General features: G+C 31.5%; 25 protein-coding genes. 4 read left to right on the top strand and 21 right to left on the bottom strand.

Features of this window, described 5'->3' with window-relative positions:
* Position 1: 1 nt before the first annotated feature.
* Both B6S12_RS05120 and B6S12_RS05115 read left to right on the top strand, forming a co-directional pair.
* On the top strand, positions 2-652 hold the full coding sequence (locus B6S12_RS05120; protein WP_111229735.1) for a methionine ABC transporter permease: 651 nt from the start codon (positions 2-4) through the stop codon (positions 650-652).
* A gap of 9 nt (positions 653-661) precedes the next feature.
* Positions 662-1,477, top strand: a complete 816-nt coding sequence (locus tag B6S12_RS05115; protein ID WP_111229734.1) for a MetQ/NlpA family ABC transporter substrate-binding protein — start codon at positions 662-664, stop codon at positions 1,475-1,477.
* A gap of 1,456 nt (positions 1,478-2,933) precedes the next feature.
* On the opposite strand, the gene B6S12_RS05110 is transcribed toward B6S12_RS05115, so the two are convergent.
* The 20 genes from B6S12_RS05110 to B6S12_RS05020 form a co-directional block, all read right to left on the bottom strand.
* The gene (locus B6S12_RS05110; RefSeq protein ID WP_111229733.1) at positions 2,934-3,404 is read right to left on the bottom strand and encodes a hypothetical protein; all 471 of its coding nucleotides are present in this window, start codon (positions 3,402-3,404) and stop codon (positions 2,934-2,936) included.
* 25 nt (positions 3,405-3,429) lie between these two features.
* Positions 3,430-3,945 (bottom strand): hypothetical protein, encoded by a 516-nt coding sequence (locus B6S12_RS05105; protein ID WP_111229732.1) that lies wholly within the window; start codon positions 3,943-3,945, stop codon positions 3,430-3,432.
* Between the two features lie 41 nt (positions 3,946-3,986).
* Positions 3,987-4,487, bottom strand: a complete 501-nt coding sequence (locus tag B6S12_RS05100; RefSeq protein ID WP_181450963.1) for a hypothetical protein — start codon at positions 4,485-4,487, stop codon at positions 3,987-3,989.
* A gap of 60 nt (positions 4,488-4,547) precedes the next feature.
* A complete protein-coding gene (locus tag B6S12_RS05095) occupies positions 4,548-5,027 on the bottom strand; it encodes a hypothetical protein (RefSeq protein ID WP_111229730.1) in 480 nt (159 codons plus the stop codon).
* Between the two features lie 25 nt (positions 5,028-5,052).
* Entirely contained in the window at positions 5,053-5,568 is a 516-nt protein-coding gene (locus B6S12_RS05090) for a hypothetical protein (RefSeq protein WP_111229729.1), read from the bottom strand.
* Between the two features lie 39 nt (positions 5,569-5,607).
* Complete coding sequence (locus tag B6S12_RS05085) at positions 5,608-6,915, bottom strand: hypothetical protein (RefSeq protein ID WP_111229728.1); 1,308 nt, start codon at positions 6,913-6,915, stop codon at positions 5,608-5,610.
* 560 nt (positions 6,916-7,475) lie between these two features.
* Positions 7,476-7,889 carry a hypothetical protein gene (locus tag B6S12_RS05080; RefSeq protein ID WP_111229727.1) on the bottom strand — a complete coding sequence of 138 codons (414 nt, stop codon included), beginning with the start codon at positions 7,887-7,889 and terminating at the stop codon, positions 7,476-7,478.
* Position 7,890: 1 nt separating this feature from the next.
* Positions 7,891-8,280, bottom strand: a complete 390-nt coding sequence (locus B6S12_RS05075) for a hypothetical protein (RefSeq protein WP_111229726.1) — start codon at positions 8,278-8,280, stop codon at positions 7,891-7,893.
* A 120-nt stretch (positions 8,281-8,400) separates the two neighbouring features.
* The gene (locus B6S12_RS05070; protein WP_111229725.1) at positions 8,401-8,751 is read right to left on the bottom strand and encodes a type II toxin-antitoxin system HicB family antitoxin; all 351 of its coding nucleotides are present in this window, start codon (positions 8,749-8,751) and stop codon (positions 8,401-8,403) included.
* Positions 8,748-8,978, bottom strand: coding sequence for a type II toxin-antitoxin system HicA family toxin (locus tag B6S12_RS05065; protein ID WP_111229724.1), 231 nt, complete (start codon positions 8,976-8,978; stop codon positions 8,748-8,750). The genes B6S12_RS05070 and B6S12_RS05065 overlap by 4 nt, the downstream gene beginning before the upstream one ends.
* A 41-nt stretch (positions 8,979-9,019) precedes the next feature.
* Positions 9,020-10,765, bottom strand: coding sequence for a portal protein (locus B6S12_RS05060; RefSeq protein WP_111229723.1), 1,746 nt, complete (start codon positions 10,763-10,765; stop codon positions 9,020-9,022).
* 75 nt (positions 10,766-10,840) lie between these two features.
* Positions 10,841-11,056 carry a hypothetical protein gene (locus B6S12_RS05055; protein ID WP_111229509.1) on the bottom strand — a complete coding sequence of 72 codons (216 nt, stop codon included), beginning with the start codon at positions 11,054-11,056 and terminating at the stop codon, positions 10,841-10,843.
* A 274-nt stretch (positions 11,057-11,330) separates the two neighbouring features.
* Positions 11,331-11,642, bottom strand: a complete 312-nt coding sequence (locus B6S12_RS05050) for a hypothetical protein (RefSeq protein ID WP_111229722.1) — start codon at positions 11,640-11,642, stop codon at positions 11,331-11,333.
* Entirely contained in the window at positions 11,643-12,107 is a 465-nt protein-coding gene (locus tag B6S12_RS05045; protein ID WP_111229721.1) for a glycoside hydrolase family protein, read from the bottom strand.
* A complete protein-coding gene (locus tag B6S12_RS11060) occupies positions 12,100-12,252 on the bottom strand; it encodes a hypothetical protein (protein WP_181450962.1) in 153 nt (50 codons plus the stop codon). Before B6S12_RS11060 ends, B6S12_RS05045 begins: the two co-directional genes overlap by 8 nt.
* Before the next feature lie 64 nt (positions 12,253-12,316).
* Entirely contained in the window at positions 12,317-12,751 is a 435-nt protein-coding gene (locus B6S12_RS05040) for a DUF1353 domain-containing protein (protein WP_111229720.1), read from the bottom strand.
* Positions 12,741-13,250, bottom strand: a complete 510-nt coding sequence (locus B6S12_RS05035; protein WP_181450961.1) for a hypothetical protein — start codon at positions 13,248-13,250, stop codon at positions 12,741-12,743. The genes B6S12_RS05040 and B6S12_RS05035 overlap by 11 nt, the downstream gene beginning before the upstream one ends.
* On the bottom strand, positions 13,250-13,903 hold the full coding sequence (locus tag B6S12_RS05030) for a DUF4376 domain-containing protein (protein WP_111229719.1): 654 nt from the start codon (positions 13,901-13,903) through the stop codon (positions 13,250-13,252). Before B6S12_RS05030 ends, B6S12_RS05035 begins: the two co-directional genes overlap by 1 nt.
* Positions 13,904-13,913: 10 nt before the next feature.
* Positions 13,914-14,357, bottom strand: a complete 444-nt coding sequence (locus B6S12_RS05025) for a hypothetical protein (RefSeq protein WP_111229718.1) — start codon at positions 14,355-14,357, stop codon at positions 13,914-13,916.
* Position 14,358: 1 nt separating this feature from the next.
* Positions 14,359-16,551, bottom strand: coding sequence for a hypothetical protein (locus tag B6S12_RS05020; RefSeq protein ID WP_111229717.1), 2,193 nt, complete (start codon positions 16,549-16,551; stop codon positions 14,359-14,361).
* 152 nt (positions 16,552-16,703) lie between these two features.
* On the opposite strand from B6S12_RS05020, the gene B6S12_RS05015 reads away from it, so the two are divergent.
* The gene (locus B6S12_RS05015) at positions 16,704-17,291 is read left to right on the top strand and encodes a hypothetical protein (RefSeq protein WP_111229716.1); all 588 of its coding nucleotides are present in this window, start codon (positions 16,704-16,706) and stop codon (positions 17,289-17,291) included.
* Between the two features lie 119 nt (positions 17,292-17,410).
* Positions 17,411-18,226 (top strand): hypothetical protein, encoded by an 816-nt coding sequence (locus B6S12_RS05010; protein WP_111229715.1) that lies wholly within the window; start codon positions 17,411-17,413, stop codon positions 18,224-18,226.
* A 37-nt stretch (positions 18,227-18,263) separates the two neighbouring features.
* Here B6S12_RS05010 and B6S12_RS05005 read toward each other — a convergent pair whose 3' ends face one another.
* Complete coding sequence (locus tag B6S12_RS05005; RefSeq protein WP_111229714.1) at positions 18,264-20,129, bottom strand: hypothetical protein; 1,866 nt, start codon at positions 20,127-20,129, stop codon at positions 18,264-18,266.
* Between the last annotated feature and the right edge of the window lie 169 nt (positions 20,130-20,298).

Genomic DNA, 20,298 nt, shown 5'->3' with positions numbered 1-20,298 from the left:
AATGGATTTTAAAATCATAGATTTACTAATAACAGCTACATTAGATACCCTTTATATGAGTATAGTAGCCACAGTGATTGCCACACTCTTAGCAATCATTCCTGCAATTTTACTCGTGCTTTGTGAGCCTAAAGGTTTAGCTCCTAATAAAATTATCTTTAGAATGCTTGATACTATCTTAAATACTTTGCGTTCTTTTCCTTTTATTATTTTGATGGTAGTTTTACTACCCTTTACCAAATGGCTCTTAGGTGTTAGCTATGGAGCAAGTGCGGCTATTGTCCCACTTAGCATTGGTGCTATGCCCTTTATTGCTAGAATTATTGAAAATGCGCTCAAAGAAGTAGATAGAGGTGTCATAGAAGCAGCACTTAGCTTTGGAGCAAGTAATTCTCAAATTATTTTTAGAATTATGCTTATTGAAGCACTCCCTAGCATTATTTCTGGAATTACTCTTGCTTTTATTTTAGTTATCGGTTTTAGTGCGATGGCAGGAAGCTTAGGAGGTGGTGGATTAGGAGATATAGCCATTAAATATGGTTATTATCGCTTCCAAAGTGATATTATGTTGTATAATGTCATTATCCTAATATGTTTGGTGCAAATTATTCAATCTTTAGGAGATTTTCTATATAGAAAACTTAAAAAATAAGGAGAAAGTATGTTTAAAAAAAGTTTATTGGTTTTGGGTGTATGTGCCACACTTTTTGTTAGTGGTTGTTCTAAAAGTGATACACAATCGCAAAATACAAACAAAGAAAATGTAAAATTAGTAGTAGGTGCCACTCCAGAGCCACACGCTAAAATGCTGCAACAAGTTATACCACTTTTACAAAAAGAGGGTATCACTTTAGAGATTAAAGAATTCAACGATTATGTAACCCCTAATCTTTCTTTAAATGATGGTTCATTGGATGCAAATTTCTTCCAACACAAGCCCTATTTAGATTCTTTTAACAAAGAAAAAAATACAAAATTACTAAGCATTGGAAGTGTGCATTTAGAGCCTATGGGTGTGTATTCTAAAAAAATTAAAAATTTAGAAGAGCTACAAAATGGCAATGTAGTAACCCTACCCAATGATCCTTCTAATGGTGCTAGAGCATTAAGAGTGCTAGAAGCTAATGGAGTAATTAAACTCAAAGAAGGTGTAGAACTTGTATCCGCTCAAGACATCATTGAAAATCCAAAAAATTTAAAGTTTAAGGAAATGGATGCACCTCTTCTAGCAAGAACACTAGATGATGCGACAATTAGCGTAATTAATACAAATTTTGCACTTTTAGCAGGACTTAATCCATTAAATGATGCAATCGTATTAGAAGATAAAGAATCCCCTTATGCAAATATTTTAGTAGTCAAAGAAGAAAAAGCAAACGATGAAAATCTAAAAAAACTTCTCAATGCTTTGCAATCTCAAACTATGAAAGATTTTATTTTAAATGAATACAAAGGCGCAATTTTACCTGCATTCTAATTCTTATCTTTAAGCCCAATTCTTACTTTTGGGCTTTTAGCTATATTGCTAACTTCCATTTTATAAATTTTACAATGCCTCTTATAGCCACTTTATATGTATAAAGTAACGCATACCAAAAACGCAAATCCACTTCTTACCACCTACGCTCTCATACATTCTATTTGGCAAAATAGTCACTACAAGAGCCTTAAGCTTGTAGTAATTTAAAAGCATAAAGGCGTCACTACAAGCGGTGGAATGACTTGCGTGGCAGTCTAAAAAACAATCTAAAGGTAAAACAATAGAATATTTGAGTTTTTTAAAAAGCTTTACAATAAAAGAAGAATGTTTTTAAATCTTTAAAAGAGATTGCCACAAGCCTAAAGGCTCTCGCAATGGCAAGAGATTATCAATGAAATTAATAAAATTTTAGAAGTTAAAAAAACTGCAAGAATTAAAAATAAATTCTAGTAGTGGCAGTAAGGCTTTAGGAGTTTTTTAAAATGTTGTGCAAGTATGGATAAATTACTAAGCAATGTGCAGGGTGAGACTAGATAAATATCTATAAACCCTATAATTTTTAAAATCTCTTAAATGCTTACTCTAAAGGGATTTACTTTAAAGATTGTTTTGTTGTTTCACTCCCTGTTATGACACTCCATTCTATCATTACAAGGATTTGAAAAATCTGTGGCAGTCCAAAAAAGAATAGCCTTTAAAGGTAATTTCTTAGATTGCCACGAGTTTTACAAACTCTCGCAAAGACAATGTATTAAATTCTATTAGCTAAGAATAGAATAAAAGTTTTAAAAGGTTTTTTAAAAGTTAGCTATCTAAGAAATTAAATAAATTCCAGTAGTTACGGTATATAGCTTTAGCTTTTATGAAATTTTAAGAGGTTAGCGGACTTAGTGTCCGTGCCTCTTGAAATTTTATAAATCTATATGCTAGATATCTTGAATACAAATTTCCTCTATATTCTTTGTGCCATACAAGGATTGTAAATATTGCACTTTTGTGGTTTCGTATTTTAGGCATTCTTACAGGGTAAAAAAGCTAATTTTTTTAAATTTTGACACAAAAAACAGACACATTTTTTTAAATGCTTGTTGGCAATATTATAATCAAATTTCTTTTAAAAAGTCAAGCTACAAGCCTTTTAGAGCTTTGTTGGCAAAAAAGCAAATTTCCAACAAAAAAGCAACTTAAAAAAGATTTTTGCATTTTTTCATTTTCGCACCCATTTAAAAAATTACAAAAAAAGGTGCATTTTTGCAACAAAAAATCAAAAATAATTTTTTTTAAAAGTTTCAAAATAGCTTTTGGATTAAGAAAACATTAAGAAAAAAAATCCGAAATCGTGTGGGGCGCGCACCCAAATAGCAAAATGTGGGGGGGGGGGGCTACAAGCCAAATTGCGCTAAAGAAATTTGAAATATAAAAATAAACTTTGTTTTCATTGATAATCCCCAAATTAAAGGTATTTTCGCTCTGGAATAAATGTATAGTGTAATTTTAAATATGCCTCTTCATTTTTTGTAGCTTTTGCTAAGCCTAACATCACTATACAACCTTTATCGTCTGTATTAAAAAAAGCACCATGCTTTAAATTTGGTATTTCTGCATCTTTCTCCAATGTATCAGTAGCCAGATAATATTTAGATTCTAAAATCTTTTTTAACTCTATATATTTTTCTTGTGTGGGTTTAAAATACAATGAAGCATTATAGACTACATTTCCCCTAAAGTGAAAAAATACATCCTCCAACCCTTCAATCCCAAATAGCTCTGGCGATATTCTTGCAGTATTTTTATCAATAATTTCTAGTTTTGTCTTTTTTCCAATTTCCTTAAGTGTTGTAACTCCCAACTCAAAGCCTAACACGCTACATTCTGCTTTTAAAAGACTAATCCCTAACAATAAACATAAAATTATCTTTTTCATTAAACCAACTTTATAAATTCCCTTATTACAAGGCTTTTTCTAAAGGATATAAAAATTGAGGATAAGGCACATGCAAATAATTAACTTCTAGCTTAAATTCTTTAGGACGATATAAGATAGAAACTTCACAATCTTTCATGTCTTTTGTCCTATAAAAAATCCAAGAAGACAAAACTTTCTTTTCGCTAAACCAACCTCCAGTAGTTATTTCATCTCCTTCCTCTTCTAGTGAAATATATTTTTTATCCAAAATCTCTTTTACTCTTTTATATTCACCAGGAGAAGCAAGAAGCTGTAACGATACATATTCTAAAAGTCCATTATCGTTAAAACCTATTTCAATCTCATTTATCTCATTAATCTTAAATTGTCTAGGTTCAAGCTTGTATTGTATTGCTCCTGAATCTTTTTCCACTACTAAAACAACATATTTTGAGGCAAGCTCCTTTGCACTTGTCCTATTAAGCTTAAGCCCCAATACATCACATTCTGCTTTTAAAAAACTAAAACCAAGCAATAAACATAAAAATATCTTTTTCATAAAACTAACCTCCAAAATATTAGAGGCAGTTTAGCATAATTTTAAAGATTTTCCATTAGTAATTCTTGCATATCATCGGCTTTATTTTCCTTCTCCTGTAAAAAATAAATAATTTCTATTTTTCCCTCATTTTCAATATTAGTATAAAGCAACCAAATCACACACTCTTTCATATCTTTTTTACGATATTGTAAAAATGCATTATATACTTCTCTTTTATGAAATAAAAGCTCTTCAGCACTTTCTTCAATGCTAGTTTGCTCATACTTAGAGTCAAGAACTCCTTTTATTTGTGAGTATAATTTTTCACTAGGAGAAAATTTCAACTTTATTCCCGATAAGACATCTTTATGAAAAACAACATTGGCTTTAAAATTCATATTGAGTGATTTTAGTGGCTTAATGTTATAGCCAAAATCATCTTCTACTAAAGAAAATTCCCTAGAAATTTCGTCAAATGTATTTTCTCCTATCCTAAGTCCAAATGCTCCACATTCTTGTGCTAAAGAAATTTGAAATATAAAAATAACCCATACTATCATTATTTTAAGCATAAACCATTGCCTCTAGCTTAATCTTTGTCTTCATTAATAATCCCCAAATTAAAGGTATTTTTCTTCTGGAGTGATAGCATTGACAAGAGCATAATATATAAACAATATTCCCTCCCCTTTATTTTCAATTTCAACCACATTCAACCAAACAAGGCAATTTTTATTATCCTTTGCAAAAAATGTAACATCTCCTGCAAGTCCTGCACCAATCTTTTCCTCTGATTCTGCATATAGATGATATTTGGATTTTAAAACTTTCTTTAATTCCCAATACTTCTTTTGTGAGGGTTCAAAAAGTAGTCCAATTTGATAAACTTTTTCTCCTCTATACCGAAGCTCAACATCCTCCAACCCTTCAATCCCAAATAGCTCTGGCGATATTCTTGCAGTATTTTTATCAATAATTTCTAGTTTTGTCTTTTTTCCAATTTCCTTAAGTGTTGTAACTCCCAACTCAAAGCCTAACACGCTACATTCTGCTTTTAAAAGACTAATCCCTAACAATAAACATAAAATTATCTTTTTCATTAAACCAACTTTATAAATTCCCTTATTACAAGGCTTTTTCTAAAGGATATAAAAATTGAGGATAAGGCACATGCAAATAATTAACTTCTAGCTTAAATTCTTTAGGACGATATAAGATAGAAACTTCACAATCTTTCATGTCTTTTGTCCTATAAAAAATCCAAGAAGACAAAACTTTCTTTTCGCTAAACCAACCTCCAGTAGTTATTTCATCTCCTTCCTCTTCTAGTGAAATATATTTTTTATCCAAAATCTCTTTTACTCTTTTATATTCACCAGGAGAAGCAAGAAGCTGTAACGATACATATTCTAAAAGTCCATTATCGTTAAAACCTATTTCAATCTCATTTATCTCATTAATCTTAAATTGTCTAGGTTCAAGCTTGTATTGTATCGCTCCTGAATCTTTTTCCACTGCTAAAACAACATATTTTGAGGCAAGTTCCTTTGCACTTGTCCTATTAAGCTTAAGCCCCAATACATCACATTCTGCTTTTAAAAGACTAACCCCTAACAATAAACATAAAAATAGCTTTTTCATAAAACTAACCTCCAAAATATTAGAGGCAGTTTAGCATAACTATTCTATAATTTTGATATTATCTTCTTTGTTTTGCTTAATGCTTTTGCTAAAAACATCACCCATAGCCCTATTTTTTGTCATTTCCATCCATTTTTCATAATTGAAGTCTTTTTTGTTATAAATTGAATCTGATAGATACTGAGAATTTTTGTAAAATGGCTTTATAATCTCTTCATAACTTTCTATAAGCTCTTTGGGAGCATTTTTTGCTTTTAAAGTATCTAATTCTGATTGAGCTAGACGCAAGATAGTATTATAAGGAGCAGACAAAATAGTTCTCTGCTCTTCATTATTTCTTCCTTTTGCTGAAAACTCTTTAGCTCTCAGTTTATCATAATTTGTTGGCTTTCCTTCTGATAATCCAGCTGCCAGAATATCCTCCATAGCAGTATCTGCAGATTTAAAAGCGGCACTTTCTGCATTTAAATCAGTCCAACCACCACTTTTCTCATGCATAAGTCTATCAAGCCATTTGCCAAAACCTGCTTCATTTCTTCCCATAGTTATAAAATCTTGAATTGCTTCAAGTGATGCAATTCTACGATTAAATTTTTCTGCTGTGCTACCAATATCTACTTTTTTGACTTCCATATCATGCATAATTTTTTTATAATCAATCCCAAGATTATTAGCCGCAAACATCTCATACGCATTTAGTGGCGTTCCATATTGCAATTTTGTGTTGATATTTTCTAAAATGCTTACCATCTTAGGCTTAGGGGCTGGTGTCTCTTTTGGCATTGTGTGGGAGATGTATTTTTGCATAATGCTTTGGTTTTGTGTGTTTGGTGTATTGTTTGATGAGGGTGCTTGATTTAGGCTTTGCGTATTTGCCTGTGTGTTTGTCTGCATATTATCCTTTAGTGGTATTTCTCCTAATGGATTATATTCTTCCACCTCACTTGATAAAATATTATTTTTCCATCTTTCATACTCTACTTTAGGAGCATTGAGCCAATAATTTTGTGCGATTTGCTCTTTGTTTATTTTATAGTTTAAATCATTTTGCCTCACTCTTTCTTTTAATTCTTTCTCGTTTAAGTCATTTTGGATTTGCCACTGGCTTTTTTGGTTGTCTATTTGCTCTTGGGTTTGCTCTAAACTTCTTTGTTTAAAAGCATTGTCCTTATCTCTTTGCTCTTGCTCTAGGCTAAGCGTGTTTGCATTATAAAGCTTAGAGTAAGCATTTTGTAAAAAGCTTGCAGTAGCAAGAGAGTTTTTCCTCCTCTCTTCGCTTAGATTTTGAGTGTTTGCTACTAAAAGCCCTAAAGTCTGACTACCTGTATTGATTGGATCTCTTGTCATAAAAATTCCTTTTATTTTAATTTTAATTTCGCAGAGGAAGTGAATTCCTCTTTGCGACAAGGGACTGCTCGTCCCTTGACCCTCTAAAGCCCCCGTCCCATTTGCTAACGCAAACGGGGAGAAGCTTCGCTATTTAATTTCTTTTTTTAATTTCGCAGAGGAAGTGAATTCCTCATTACGCGAGCGGGAGTTCCACTCCCTGCACCCACCTAAAGCCCCCGTCCCACTCACTTTGTGAGCGGGGAGCTTCGCTTTTTAATTTCTTTTTTTAACTTCGCAGAGGAGCAAAGCCCCTCTTTGCGATGAAGGACAGCAGGCTGTCCTTTCAAATCCCCATACAAGCGAAGCGTTATCCACAAACGAAGTGCAGTGCAAAAAGGCTCCGCGCCACTTCGTGAGAGCTTCGCTCTTGTTTTACAAGAGTGCTAAATGCAAAAATTCTAGCAGTTGTGCCTACGCTGTGAAAGCTTTTGAAAGATTTTAGGGGAGAGGCTAGAGCTATACTCTGCGAACCCCTTAAAATCTTTCAAATCTTTTGCATTGCTTACCCAAATGCGAATTTATTGCATAAAACCATATACCAAAGCTCTATCTAGCTCCTTAAAACCACTTGGAGCTAGATAAACACAGCCCTTTTTTATGTTTGTATCATAGACTTTTATAAACTCTTCAATCTTCCTCTTTTGAAAATTAGAAATATTGATATTATGTTCTTGTGTGCTTAAAAACTCTTCTAAAAAGCTAAATTCCAAATTGTTAAAATCTAAATCTTTTAAACAATCGCTAAAATCCAAAATTCCCTCACCCTCATAAACAAAAATTTTGTTTAAAAAGCTATCTTCATAATACTCGCCATCACTTGTAGTTTTAAGCTCATTTTCTCCTCTTTTTAACTCTAACTCCCCTAAAATTTGAGAAAAAGAGTTTTTTAAAAAGGCTTTGTTTGCATTAAAGGGATAATTTATCGTTCGCATCTTATTGTCTTTGCATAGGATTATCGTTAAATAAAGAAGCAGAATCTGCGATGATTTTATTTGCTTCATCTTGCTCTTTTTTGTTCTCTTCATAGCGTTTATTTTCTGTTTGGTATTGCCTTTCTAATAAATCATTCATTCTTTGTTGCTCTTTTAGGGCTTTTTTTCCATTAGAAAAAGAACTAAATGCGTTAAAAATGTCAATCCCCGCTCCAATTCCTGCCATTGCATTAGAAAAACCCTTAGAACCTATAAAATCAAAAAATCCTCCTGCTCCTTTGCTAGTTGGCGTTGTGGAAACAAGGCTAGTGGCTCCTTTGTATTCATTTAATTTAGGAGCTTTAAAAGGGGTATTTTTTATAGGGAGTTCATATAATCCAAAATTTGCCATGCTTTTTCCTTTTTTGCTAATGATAGGAAAATTGCATTTTTAAAAAAAGGGTTAAAGTAAAAAGAGATATTAAAAGCTATGGAGAAAATTTTAAAAGCCTTGCTATTAAAGCTTTTAAGTTTAAGAGTTTAAGTGCAAAGCTCTATAAGCACAATCGCTTAAAAATTGTGAGCGATTATGTGTAGTTTTGTCAATTTCTTCTAATAATTTTGAAGAAATAGTTATATTAATTCTCACTCTTTTATCTTCATTGGGTTCTTTAATTTTATCTTTTTTCTCTAACATTAAAGCAATAGCACCCTTAAAAGCTTCTTTGACATCTTCTAAAGCTTCTATTTCACTCTCCCCATCTCCCATAATATAGGGGAAATCTTTATAACTTGCAAAATACCCTCCCCCTTCTTGTTTGCTAAGCTTTTTTAAAATAATCTCATAGGGCAAATTTAAATAATATTCCAAATCTTTTTTCATTCTTGCTCCTTAATAGCTTTTAAAACCATTTTTACATAAATGGGTTTAACAGGTCTTTTATAAGGAATAGTAATAATCTCGCACCCTTCTTTTCTAAATTGAAAATGTGATGAACCATTATTATATGCACTATATCCACATTCCAATAAAAGTTTTTTAAGAGTTTCAAAGCGAACATCTTTAGAATTGTTTTCTAAATCCTTTATCAATTTATCTTTTTTACTCATCTCTAATCCTTAGTGTGTAATTATACACACTTTTTATTAAGCTATCTTAAATCCATTCCTTTATTGGTTTGGATTAGTTTATTATCCATATTTCCTTTAGTATGGTATTTGCTAAAATCAATTTCTCCTTCTTCTATACTCTTTAATTGTTCTTGTTTCTCTTTGGCTAAGCCTTGCGCTAATTCTCCTTGTGCGGAATATTTTAAAGCCTTGCCCTCTAGCTCTTTAATCTTAGCTTGTGCTTCTTGTAAGCTTAGCTCTAATTGCATTCTTTGGATTTTAGAATTTTCCTCATTAGCTCCTTTTTGCGCTTCTTCTTGTTTTTTTATAATCTCTTCTACATCTGCTACTATTGGGCTATCTGTATCTTTTAGCATTAAAGGAAGTAGTGATGCTACTAAATCAGGGCGAATTTGTGCGATAGTTTTTAGCATCTCACTCCAATGAGCAAACCTCTCTTCTCTTCCTTGTGTTTTAAGCTGTGTTTTATAGATTAAATCAAACTTTCCAACTCTAATAGAATTACTAGGATTTGAATTGATTTCAAAATATCTCACTCCCACTTTTTTATCCACGATTTTAAAAACTTGCTTTTTTGTAAAATAATGCTGTATTAAATTAATAGCTTTTTGGAAAATAAGTTTATCCATTTCATCGCCAATTTTAATAAAATCTTGCAAACCCATAAGCCCAGCATCTCTTCTTTGTGCGATTGCTACTCCGCTTTGGCGGTTGATTGCCATGCCCAGTGCTTCATCGTTTAAACCGCTTAATATTTTTGCTAAGCTTCTTTTTTCATTTACCTTTTGTGTGAGTGTTGCTATATCATTATGGTGTTCTACAAAATGGATTTTACCCTCTCTAATCGCACCATTTGCAACTTTTACAACTGCATTATCCAAACTCGCCTCATTTGCAAAACTTTCTGCGTTGATAACTGCGTCTTCTTCAAAAAATGCTTTGAAAGAGCCCATCATATTTGCCATTCTATTCTCTGCAAAATTGATATAATCTTGCAAAGGCTTAATGTCTCTAAAAAGCCCATACCAACAATTTTTTTCATCTATGGCATATTTTGCAATTACAAAAGGGTGGCTTCCATCTTTAAAAGGAGAGGGGCTAAAATGCAACACTTCTCCACCCACTTGCCAAATATATCGCGAAAAAGCCCCATTTTCTTCTTTAATCCAACTCTCTATTAAATTCACTCTTTTTTCTGCTTCATCTTCTATATAATGGATATTAGCATCTTGCAATAGGCTTTTAGCAAAACTAAAAGAAGTATTAATAAATCTATGGAATCTCCTAGCATCTTTTGCATTAGAATCTGTGCTGTATTTATCAATCACAAAGCTATCAGCTGGGATATTTTCTAAATCTAGTATAAAATCTTCCCCCTCTTTTTTAATCCAAACTTGCATAACGCTAAGCCCAAAAATTAAATCTTTATCTCTTTTAACAATCTCTTTATCATAATTTTCACTTTGAGAAAACACATCTAAAAGATCGTTTAGCACTTCTGCTAGTGCTTTGTCTTCTTCTTGTCTTCCACTTACACGCACTTCTTGAATAGATTGGGTTTTATAGCCTAGAATTTTATTAATCACTAATCTAAAAATATTTTCATAAATTGGCACTCCCCCACGCTCTTTAATGATAGCCTCTACATCGCTTGGAAGCTGGTTAGAATGGTAATATTTTTTAGCCTCTTTGTATTCTTGCAAACTTAAAGCATTAAAATCACAATCATTTTTATACAATTCTTCTAACTCTGTTATGCTTAGCATTTAAATAAATCCTTTCAATTAATTTTAATTTGTTTTAACTTTAATCCTCTCTTGTAAGATTTTTGCAATCTCACTTTATTTTGTGCAATCTTTGGCAATTTGTTCTACCTTCAAAAAATAAAGCGATAAATTTTTATGGCTTTCAAAGCTCCCATCCTCTTTTGGCTTTTTGGGTAAAACTAGATTACATTTAATAGGTATTAGCACCTCTTTTGTTTGCATTTTTACAATGGGTTTAGCACTACAACCTATAAAGATAAGACAAAGCAGAGATAAAAATAAAATTTTCATAAACAACCTTTAAAAATTTAAGATATTTTAGGATTTTTAAAAGTTTAAATTAAGGGTTAAAAAAATTGGATATAATATGCTTATGAATAAAAAGACTAGAAAAGGAGAAAGAATGACAGCAGGATTAATGGCATTGATTTTTTCTATTGTAGGCTTTTTTGGGATTTTATTTTATGTAATTTATGAGCTAAAAAAAGCATAAAGATAAAACTCCAATGATAGATTTGTAAATTTTACCTACAAAAACTATCATTAGAATTTTTGTATTTTGTGATTATGGGCTTTTCCCAAGCTCTAAAAATAAACTTTTATAAGCTTCTAGCTCACTTTGGCAAGTCTTATCTTTAATATAGATTTCTTTAATAGTATTAAGCGTTGGTGGAGGTTTGCTACTCTTTACTTCTAAAGCTCTATAAGCCTCATTTTGTGCCTCTAGTGCTTCATTTAAAATCTTTGTGTTAGAGAGTTCAATTTTTAAAGCCATTTCTAGCCTTTGATTTTCTTGTAATGCTCCTTTATAAAAAAACCCTACAACAAGCAAGATGAAAAGCAAAATGAAATTTGCACCTAAGCTATATTTTTCCATTTAGCCATTCCTTATTAAATCTACAATAGCTACTCCACGCCTTTTAACTTGTCTAAACCATTTAGAATCCTCTAATTCACAAGCGGCTTTATTAAAATCTTTTTGTTCTAATGCACTAATGGTTTTTTTAAAGCCCTTAAACCCTGTAAATCCTAAGTTATAGACTAAATCTACTAGGGCACCCGCTCTTTTTGTGCTAAGCTCAATAAAAAAAGGAAAATTGCTCTCTAATAAATCATAATCTTTGCTTAACTCCTTTTCTAGCCAAGAAAGTGCTAAAGCCTCGCTAACCTCTCCATTAATTAATAAAGCCTCTTCCTCTTTAGTGAGTGGGTTTGCTTCTATATTTCTCCCATAGCCTATTGTCTTATACCCAGCAGGACAGATATAAACCTTAGAAGAAAAGCCCTCAAACTCTGCACTTAAAGGAGCGATAAACGCCAAAATTTCTTTTTTTCTAGTCATTATTTTTCTCCTTTCTTATTTCTTCAAGCTTTTTGTCAATCTCTTGTGCGTATTTTGAGAAGCGTTTATTGTTATTAGCATATACAAAGAACATGATAGTAGCACCAATAATTGCTCCTGAACTAAAAAGTGTTATTTCATACATAAAAAATCCTTTAAATTAAAATTGAAATTTTTAGTTTAAAGGAATTATCTTTTACATTAAAGGGTTAAAAAATCTTTTGTGAGAGCTTTTTTATTGGAATAACGATGAGGGAAAACAGCCTTACGCTAACATAGAGCAAATAGGTTTTAAAAATATTGCAACCTAAAGTTTTAAGTGCTACTTTAAAGATATTATCTGCAATTTTTCTTTTGATCTTCCCTTTATTTGCTAGAGTGCAAAAGTAATCATGCACAACATAGGCTTTCGTGGGTTTTCCAACAGGACTTAAAAGGCTTTGAAAAAGCTGGGGGATACTCCCAAAATCTGTGCGAAAGCCTTTTGGAACTCTTATAAAAACTTCTGCTTTATCGTTTGTATGATAAAAAATGCCTAAATCTTTTTTATATTCTCTTAAACTTTTGCTATAAAAACAAAAATCTTGCAAAAGCTCAAAGTCTTTGCCCTCTCTTAATATTGTTATAAGTTCTTTATGCTCCATTTTCTTCCTTTTTTATGCTTGTATCTTGTGCTTTATTTGCTTCTATTTGTTTGCTCTCTAGCTTTAAATGTCTGGATACAAAATCTTTAAATTTATTAATCGCTAGATTGTAAATATCAAGCTCTTTAATCTCTTTATTGCGAGTTCTAAGTGCTTGGATGCAAATTAAAAAGCTTAATATTTCTCCTAGTATTAAAAAGCTAAAACAATAATCTACAAAAATATAAAGACTAGGTATTGTTTTTGCCCCAAAAGCTACAATAAAGGGAATAAAGAGGCTTAAAGTTTTGCTTGTAACATCAAAACATATAAAAGCTTTTAAATCCTCTCTAAAAGAAATTGTTTTAACAAAGCCTGCAAAACCACTAAATGCAAAAGCCACCAACAAAGCATAAACCTGTGCGCTTGAAATACCTAAATATGCTATAATTTGAAAAAACACTGCTAAAACCCCACTTCCAAAAATTAAAAAAATATTGCTTTTTTCATTTAAGTCCATTATTTATTCCTCTTTTTACTTTTTTGTGGTGCTTCCTCCCAAGTTATGAGTTCTAGCTCTTCTTTATTCTTTGCAAGTTCTACTCTATCTTTTAACTCTCTTGCTTTAATTGTGTTAAGATTTACGCTTTGCGCCATTAAAGAACCTAGCATGATTAAATCTTCTAAACTCATAGGAATAGCACTATTATCTTTTGCAATCCAAACAAAATCTTGCGGAAGTTGCTTAGAGATTGAAAAAAGACTTACCGTGCTTGTAAGCAAATTCCTATCTTTTTCCGCACTTTGAAAAATTTTGTTTTTAAAGCTAACACCACTCTCTATTGCTTCATCTCTTTTGCTGTCAATCTCTTGTTTTTTAAGTTCTTTTAGATCTTGTAAGGACTTTAGAGTAATCTTGTAAGAAATTCTATAAATATTTGTCTTTTCATCATAGCTTTTAATCTCTTGTATTTCTTCTTTTAAAGAATCAAAGTTTGGAAATTCTTCTTGCTCCACTTTAGCAAAACCAAGCTCTTTTAAAAGATTATCATCACATGCACTTAAAAAATAAGTATCTTCACCTTTTTGCTCTCCTTCTTCTGTCTTAATTGACACCTCTTTATAAAACACATCATCATATTTTAAACAATCTTTTGAAATATCATAAAACATTCTTTCTCCTTTAGTTATAATAAAGCTTTAAATTACATCTTGCAGCAGGCTTAGTAACTTCCCAGCCTGATGCAGAACCTGCTGAGCCTGTGTTATAAACTGATAATCGCATTTTTAAATCTTTAATATCTCCAAAACTTACTTTTTGCTCCACCTTAACTTTTGTGTTTGCGACATAACGAGTCCCACCAAAAAAATGTATAGAATTTGCAAAATTATTCCAAGTTAAACGCACCCATAATTGTGCGGTTTTCCAAGTCCAACCACTAGCACACCAAGCCTCACCCAACACCAAAACATCTTTTTTATTTGCCAAAGAAGCAGGCACAACAAAATCCACAAAAGGCGTAGGATTGTTAATTTCTAAAACTTGATTATAAATCCCCTCTCCTCCTCCAAGACTTGGAGGCAAAATAATTTTCAAACCGCTATCACTTAAAAGTTGTGCATTCATTTTAAGTCCTTACAAGCTTAATATTATTAGAAGCTATACAAAAATATGCAAAAGTTTCTGTGCCACTAAACCCACTTTGTGCGATTCTAAATTTAAAAGGAGCAGAAAAAGAAGTAATATTTTGTGCGTTGTTGATTGTGATAGTTCCGCTCTTTCCAGCTCCTCCCCAGTTTCCTACACCCACAGCACCTTTTGCGGTCATTGTTAAAACAAAATGTTGGGATTGTCTTAAATCAATTTTTGGGGCAGTTTGGTTTCCTAAGTTCTTAAGACCTCCTCCATAATCCACATACCATTTTCTTGTTAAATGGTTATCATTGGCAGGATTTGCACTTGCAGTAATTGCACTTTTAGAAGTTACTGCACCATTTAGGGCAATCGCTCCATTTAAAGTTGCAGTTCCTGCTAGTGTTAAGGTGGAGCTACAATTTAGCGCACCTTTTTGCGTAGTTACCCCATTAATTGTAGCACTTGTTAGGGTTGTTGCTCCACTAAAGGTTTTATTCCCTGCAATGCTTTGATTGCCTGAAATTTTTACATTTTGTGTATCTTTTTGGTTAGCTTCTTGTATAAAAGTTCTTAATTCTTTTAAAAGCTTTAAAATTTCGCTATCTACATAGCTTTTTGTGGTTAAATCTTGTGGCAAAGAGGGTTTTAAGCTTTCTTCCTCTTCTTTTTTAAAGCCCTCTAAATCTTCTCTTAATTGTGCTAAAAGTTCTTCTAAAGCTCTTTTTTGTTCTTCTAGGGCTGTTGTGTCTTGCGGTGGCTCCTCAGCTTGTGCTTGTCTAATTTGTTCTATTATACTTTGTAATTCTTCTTCTTTGGATTTAATTTGCTCTTCTAACTCTTTAATTTGCTCTTGGGTTTGTTCTAAGTCTTCATCTCCTTTTGGGATAAGCTCCTCTATGGCTTGTATTTCTTGCATGATTTCATTTTTAAGGGCTAAATCTTGCTTATCTACATAATGCTTTGTAGTAAGTTCGCTAGGAAGTTGTGGGATTAAAGTTTCATCATATTCGCCTTTTATAATTTCTTCTAGTCTGTCTTTTAGAGTTTGCAATTCTAATTTTAAAGCATTAAGCTCGTTATTTTTTGTTTCAATTTGTGCTAAATACTCCTCTCTTTGCTCCTTTGTTTGTGAGAGTTCTAGCTCTAAAGAGGCAATTTCTACTAGAAGTTCTAAAATGCTTTGTTGCAAATCCTCCTTAGCCCCATTTTTGCTTGTTAGCTCTTGTGTAAGTGCTTCTATTTCTTCATTTAAAAGGGCGATTTCTTCTATAAGTGCTGGTTTTTCTTCTTCACTTGCACTTTCTAATTGTTGTTCTTTTTGTGTTTTTAGTGTTTGTTTTTCTTCTATTGCGGTTGTTAGAGTGCTAATTTCTTGCTCTAAAGAACTAACTTCTTGTTCTTTTTGGGCTTTAGTCTGCTCTAACTCTTCTAAATCTTTTGGATCTGGCAAGGCTTCAAGTAAAGCGTTTAGCTCTTCTATTTCTCCATTTTTAGCTTCTATTTGTGCGTTTTTAGCTTCTATTTGCTCTAAAAGACTTTGTTTTTCTTCGCTCATAGGAGGTTCTTTGTTTGGAATAAGCTCTTTAATCTTTTCTAGCTCTTCTTTAGTGGCAAATCTATCTAGTGAAACTTGTTCTTTAAAAGCTTCAAAATGTGTGCTTAACTCATTTTTTAAAGCGGTAGCTTTTTGTGTAATTTCTTCTATGATTTCATCTTTTAGATGGATATTTTCCTCTACCAAGCTACTAAGTGTTGCAATTAATTCTTCATATTGTTTTAATTGCTCTAAAAGATAAGCAATATTTTCAGAATACATCAAAATCTCTTCTTTAGAAGTTTTAACAAATTCTTTGATTTCTCTATTCTCTTCTAAAGAAAGTAAAATTTCCTTCTTTTGCTCTAGGATATAATCCCCTAAAATCTTTAAATCCTCTTGTGCTTGTTTTAAAATTACTTTGATTGTTTCTTTGTCTTGTAAAATTTCTTGTTGTATATTTTGACAAAGCAAAAGAGTGTCTTTGATTTGTTCTTGTAGTTCGCCCCCTTGCGCGATACCTGCTTCATATTTTCCAATTAAAAGTGTAAAGGAGTTATGAATTTCTTGTGCAATTAGTAGTGTTTGCTCCACTTGTCTTATAAATTCTGGAGTGTTTAGAACTTCCTCTAAGGGTGTGTTATGTGTCATTTTGCTTCCTTAAAACTGCTAGAATTTTTTATTTTTGCATTATAGGTTTTATTAAAAGCAAATTTAAGGGTTAAAAATTTAACCCTTTAAAAGCAAAAAAGTTTTAGTTAGGATTGTTTAAAAACAAAAAGTGAAGCTAAAAGGATTGTATTTTGATAAAAAACAAACAAGAAATTAAAATTTATTTTGAAACCCACTATCAAACCCCAAAAGCAGTTGCGGAACTTTTTAATATCAATTATCGCACTTTAATGGATTGGATTAATAAAGAAGGCTGGGAGGCAGGAAGTGCGATTAAAGATATTCCTCAAAAAGAATTGCAAGGGGAATTAATCAAAAAAGAATTTGGTTCTATTTTAAGCAAAAAACAAGAAGACATCAAGACAAGAATCAAACAAAATCTAGGCGATGAAGCCTATAAAATTGATTCTATGATTTTAAACAATATGCTTGAAAGTAGCACAGAAGAACTTCTACTAGGGGCTATGAGTGCAAATTTTATCCAAAAAAATCTAGCACTTAGTGCAATGATAGCAAAAGATGAGCTAATGAAAATGGTAAATTTAAGAGTGGAGCATAAAGCCGACCCTATGGTGATTGCATGTGCAGAGAAATACCAAAAAATGCTACTTGAGATGCAAAATGCCCTTTATGGTAAAGCACCTATGATTAAAGAAGAAAATACTGCAAGTTTAGAAGAGCTAAGCGATAGGGAGCTTTTAGAGATGCTAAAGGAGTAATAAGCAAGATTTAAGCTCGTTTTTTATATCTTAAAATAAAACCTTTTCATTGCAGGAACGACACTCTTGTGTTATCATAAAGTAGCTTTAGCAATGAAACAAACTTGAAGGCAAAAGAAATGAAAAAATGTTTTTTATTATTTTTATTAGAGTGTAGCTTTGTTTTTGGTATAGATTATAAAGAGTGTTTGCCTAATAGAATGGGTTTTAATCTTAATGATGATATTAAAAAGCTAAAAGAGCAAGAATTAATAAAAATATTATCAGACAAAGAGGAATATGAAAAATACTATTTAGTGGATAAAAATCTAACTCTGTTTGTTATAAATAATAAAATAGAAGCGGTGCAGGAAAAAAACTCCCCCCTATTAAAAGAACCAGCCCAAAGTGATTTTTTATTGAAAAATGGATATTCTTTTGTAAAAGAGATTAAAGGTGTTGAAATCTATGAGAGTGTCTTCTGCACTGTTGCGATAAATAATGCTGAAGATTTAGTTTCTATCATAAAACCCATAGGGGCGGAGATTAATTTGCCACTTCTAAAAATAGAAAAGGAATGTTTGCCAGATAGTTATAATATTTTTTTAGGGGAAGAATTAGAAAGTATTGAGAAAAAAATCTCTAAAATGAATCCTGTATTACCAACTAAAGATTATATAAAAAATAAGGATAGTCCTGATGCAATGTTTTTAATTAGGATTCATAAAATTCCTATGCTTATTTCTTTTAAAAATAATAGATTAGTAGCTGTTGTTGAGCTTGCTTCTCCTTTGTCTAAAGAAGAAAATTTAAAAAAATTTATCAAAAATAAAAAATATCATTTTGTAAATGGGAACAAAGAAGAGAGTATATATAGAATGAAAAATTGTGTTTTAATGGTAAGAGAAGGAACAGCGTCATTTGTAAGTATAGATTCTTCTTCTTTAGGATACTAAAAAGAATAAAAGAAAGAGAATTTAATATTTTCTCCAACTATCCATCCAAACTCTTAAAATCAAAACTCTCTAAATCTTTATTTTTAGGTAAATCCCTTGAATAAAGCTTATAGTCCCTCTCTTTTAATCCAAAAAAACCAAAAAGATTTTCATTCTTTTGATTTTCTAAAAGTAAAATATAAGGTTCTGCGCTTAAATCTTTATGCAAATAAATATATTGTGGTGTGCTTCCCCCATCACCATCATTAATACTACCATTTGGCAAAGCAGGTTGGTTTTTGTGCTTTACAATCTTATTTTTAAAAAATCTTCCCCTTATGTGTCTTTCATAAAAAAGCACAACTTCACTAGGCTTTGCACTCTCTAAGCTTTTAAAAAATTCATTAAAGATAATTGCTTTGTGCGTAAGTTTTAAATTTAAATCTGCTCTTAAAGGATAAGAGAAAAGATAACTTGCAAAAGGTGCGCTTAATTCCCCTATTGTTTTATTAAAACCATCATTAACAGTAGGATCATTGCCCCCTATGCCAAATCTTCTTTTATAGCGCATAATCTCTTTATTTTTAGCATCTAAAATATTTAAAATATTATCAAGTTCTTCTAAATGTTTAAGAGCGTTTTTAAAATCTTTTTCTTTTTTATAAAGTAGCATTAGCTCTTCTATTCTTGGTTTAATCTTTTCAAAATACTTTAAAATTTCCCCAATTAATGCCACTCCTTGTGGAAAGTAATAATTTGTATTGTAGTTTAATATAAGCGGATAAAAAGGCTCAAAAGGAAAGAATGTTATTTTGTTTTCTCCATAAACTTCTTTGATTTTATAATAAAGAAACAAAATAGACGCATAATATTCTTGTGCTTTTGCTTCTAAGCTATAAAGTGGGCTTTCTTGCACAAATTTATAATGATCTAATAGCTTTTCAAATTCTTTTGCAATCTCTTCTTCACTCTTTTTTATTCCTTTAAAATGTTTTCTATGCAAATAATTAAAATCTGCCCTTAAACCTTTAGAATAATTTTTATTCTTTTCTAAAAAATCATTTTGAATCATTTTAGTCCAATAGCACTCTACTTGTTCTTTAAAAACTCTCCTATAAACACGCTCAGCGGTGCCTAAGATATTAAAATACAATTCATTAAGTTTTGTAAAACCTTCTGTAATGCGCTCATTTGCTCTTCTCATATTGTTTTCTAAAATATCTTGAATAGATTGCGTGGGTAAAGAAAACTTTTCTATGGGTGTTTTATGGTCTAACAAATAAGAAAAAAAGCCATTCCCTCCAGCTTTTTGCACTTGAGCTCTATTAAGATTAAATTCATCTAAAGGGTCTTTTTTAAAAGTTCCTAAAATTCCTTTGTTAGTGTCTGGAAAAATTGAGGGAGAATAGCTTTCTTCTCCTGCGCTTTGAGATTTATAAATGCTACCATTTGCAAACATTTCATAAGGATTATAGATTAAAATATGTGTAATCATATCGCTTTGTTCTTTAGCATCATTATGTGCTTTAAGCGCTCCTGTTTTAGAGGCTATCATATCAGCTTGTATGCTAAGCCATTCTAGCTTTTGAACTAATAGAGAGCTATATACATAATTTGCTAAAGTCAAAGTCCCTCCAATAATAGAAAGAGAAATTAAAAAAGTAGAACCTAAGGTTACAAAGCTTAATGCGATACTTAAGGTAACCACTAAAATATTAAGAATAGCACTAAAAATATTTCCACCGCTAAAAATAGATTCAAACCAATTTTTTTCACTTTGTGCTTTTCTGTCTGCATACTCCCAAGCGGGTGGCTGGTATTCTTCCCATTTTAAACCTAGTCCATAATCTTTAGAGATTTGCTCATATTGTCTTAGTTTTTCTTTATAATATCTATCTCTATCTTTTTTCCAGCCATTTGCCAAGATTTAGCCTTTTTGCTTAGCATTTTAGAACAAAAAGAAATTAAATTTAAGGGTTAAGAAAGATTAAAAAAGGCAAAAAGAAAAGATTCTAACCTGCTTTGCCTTTAGAAGAATTTTTTAAAATGCTTTAAGTCTAAGTTAAGCAGGTATTAACTAGAATCTTATTGAA

This window comes from Helicobacter valdiviensis (assembly GCF_003245365.1).
In the GTDB taxonomy this organism is placed as follows: domain Bacteria; phylum Campylobacterota; class Campylobacteria; order Campylobacterales; family Helicobacteraceae; genus Helicobacter_D; species Helicobacter_D valdiviensis.
The sequence above is the reverse complement of the archived record's forward strand: the minus strand, read 5'-3'. Positions and strand labels throughout refer to the sequence as shown.

Excerpts from the sequence above, each read along its gene's own strand:
- B6S12_RS05120 (WP_111229735.1), top strand. The coding sequence starts at position 2 with ATGGATTTTAAAATCATAGATTTACTAATAACAGCTACATTAGATACC.
- B6S12_RS05115 (WP_111229734.1), top strand. The coding sequence starts at position 662 with ATGTTTAAAAAAAGTTTATTGGTTTTGGGTGTATGTGCCACACTTTTT.
- B6S12_RS05110 (WP_111229733.1), bottom strand. The coding sequence starts at position 3,404 with ATGAAAAAGATAATTTTATGTTTATTGTTAGGGATTAGTCTTTTAAAA.
- B6S12_RS05105 (WP_111229732.1), bottom strand. The coding sequence starts at position 3,945 with ATGAAAAAGATATTTTTATGTTTATTGCTTGGTTTTAGTTTTTTAAAA.
- B6S12_RS05100 (WP_181450963.1), bottom strand. The coding sequence starts at position 4,487 with ATGATAGTATGGGTTATTTTTATATTTCAAATTTCTTTAGCACAAGAA.
- B6S12_RS05095 (WP_111229730.1), bottom strand. The coding sequence starts at position 5,027 with ATGAAAAAGATAATTTTATGTTTATTGTTAGGGATTAGTCTTTTAAAA.
- B6S12_RS05090 (WP_111229729.1), bottom strand. The coding sequence starts at position 5,568 with ATGAAAAAGCTATTTTTATGTTTATTGTTAGGGGTTAGTCTTTTAAAA.
- B6S12_RS05085 (WP_111229728.1), bottom strand. The coding sequence starts at position 6,915 with ATGACAAGAGATCCAATCAATACAGGTAGTCAGACTTTAGGGCTTTTA.
- B6S12_RS05080 (WP_111229727.1), bottom strand. The coding sequence starts at position 7,889 with ATGCGAACGATAAATTATCCCTTTAATGCAAACAAAGCCTTTTTAAAA.
- B6S12_RS05075 (WP_111229726.1), bottom strand. The coding sequence starts at position 8,280 with ATGGCAAATTTTGGATTATATGAACTCCCTATAAAAAATACCCCTTTT.
- B6S12_RS05070 (WP_111229725.1), bottom strand. The coding sequence starts at position 8,751 with ATGAAAAAAGATTTGGAATATTATTTAAATTTGCCCTATGAGATTATT.
- B6S12_RS05065 (WP_111229724.1), bottom strand. The coding sequence starts at position 8,978 with ATGAGTAAAAAAGATAAATTGATAAAGGATTTAGAAAACAATTCTAAA.
- B6S12_RS05060 (WP_111229723.1), bottom strand. The coding sequence starts at position 10,765 with ATGCTAAGCATAACAGAGTTAGAAGAATTGTATAAAAATGATTGTGAT.
- B6S12_RS05055 (WP_111229509.1), bottom strand. The coding sequence starts at position 11,056 with ATGAAAATTTTATTTTTATCTCTGCTTTGTCTTATCTTTATAGGTTGT.
- B6S12_RS05050 (WP_111229722.1), bottom strand. The coding sequence starts at position 11,642 with ATGGAAAAATATAGCTTAGGTGCAAATTTCATTTTGCTTTTCATCTTG.
- B6S12_RS05045 (WP_111229721.1), bottom strand. The coding sequence starts at position 12,107 with ATGACTAGAAAAAAAGAAATTTTGGCGTTTATCGCTCCTTTAAGTGCA.
- B6S12_RS11060 (WP_181450962.1), bottom strand. The coding sequence starts at position 12,252 with ATGTATGAAATAACACTTTTTAGTTCAGGAGCAATTATTGGTGCTACT.
- B6S12_RS05040 (WP_111229720.1), bottom strand. The coding sequence starts at position 12,751 with ATGGAGCATAAAGAACTTATAACAATATTAAGAGAGGGCAAAGACTTT.
- B6S12_RS05035 (WP_181450961.1), bottom strand. The coding sequence starts at position 13,250 with ATGGACTTAAATGAAAAAAGCAATATTTTTTTAATTTTTGGAAGTGGG.
- B6S12_RS05030 (WP_111229719.1), bottom strand. The coding sequence starts at position 13,903 with ATGTTTTATGATATTTCAAAAGATTGTTTAAAATATGATGATGTGTTT.
- B6S12_RS05025 (WP_111229718.1), bottom strand. The coding sequence starts at position 14,357 with ATGAATGCACAACTTTTAAGTGATAGCGGTTTGAAAATTATTTTGCCT.
- B6S12_RS05020 (WP_111229717.1), bottom strand. The coding sequence starts at position 16,551 with ATGACACATAACACACCCTTAGAGGAAGTTCTAAACACTCCAGAATTT.
- B6S12_RS05010 (WP_111229715.1), top strand. The coding sequence starts at position 17,411 with ATGAAAAAATGTTTTTTATTATTTTTATTAGAGTGTAGCTTTGTTTTT.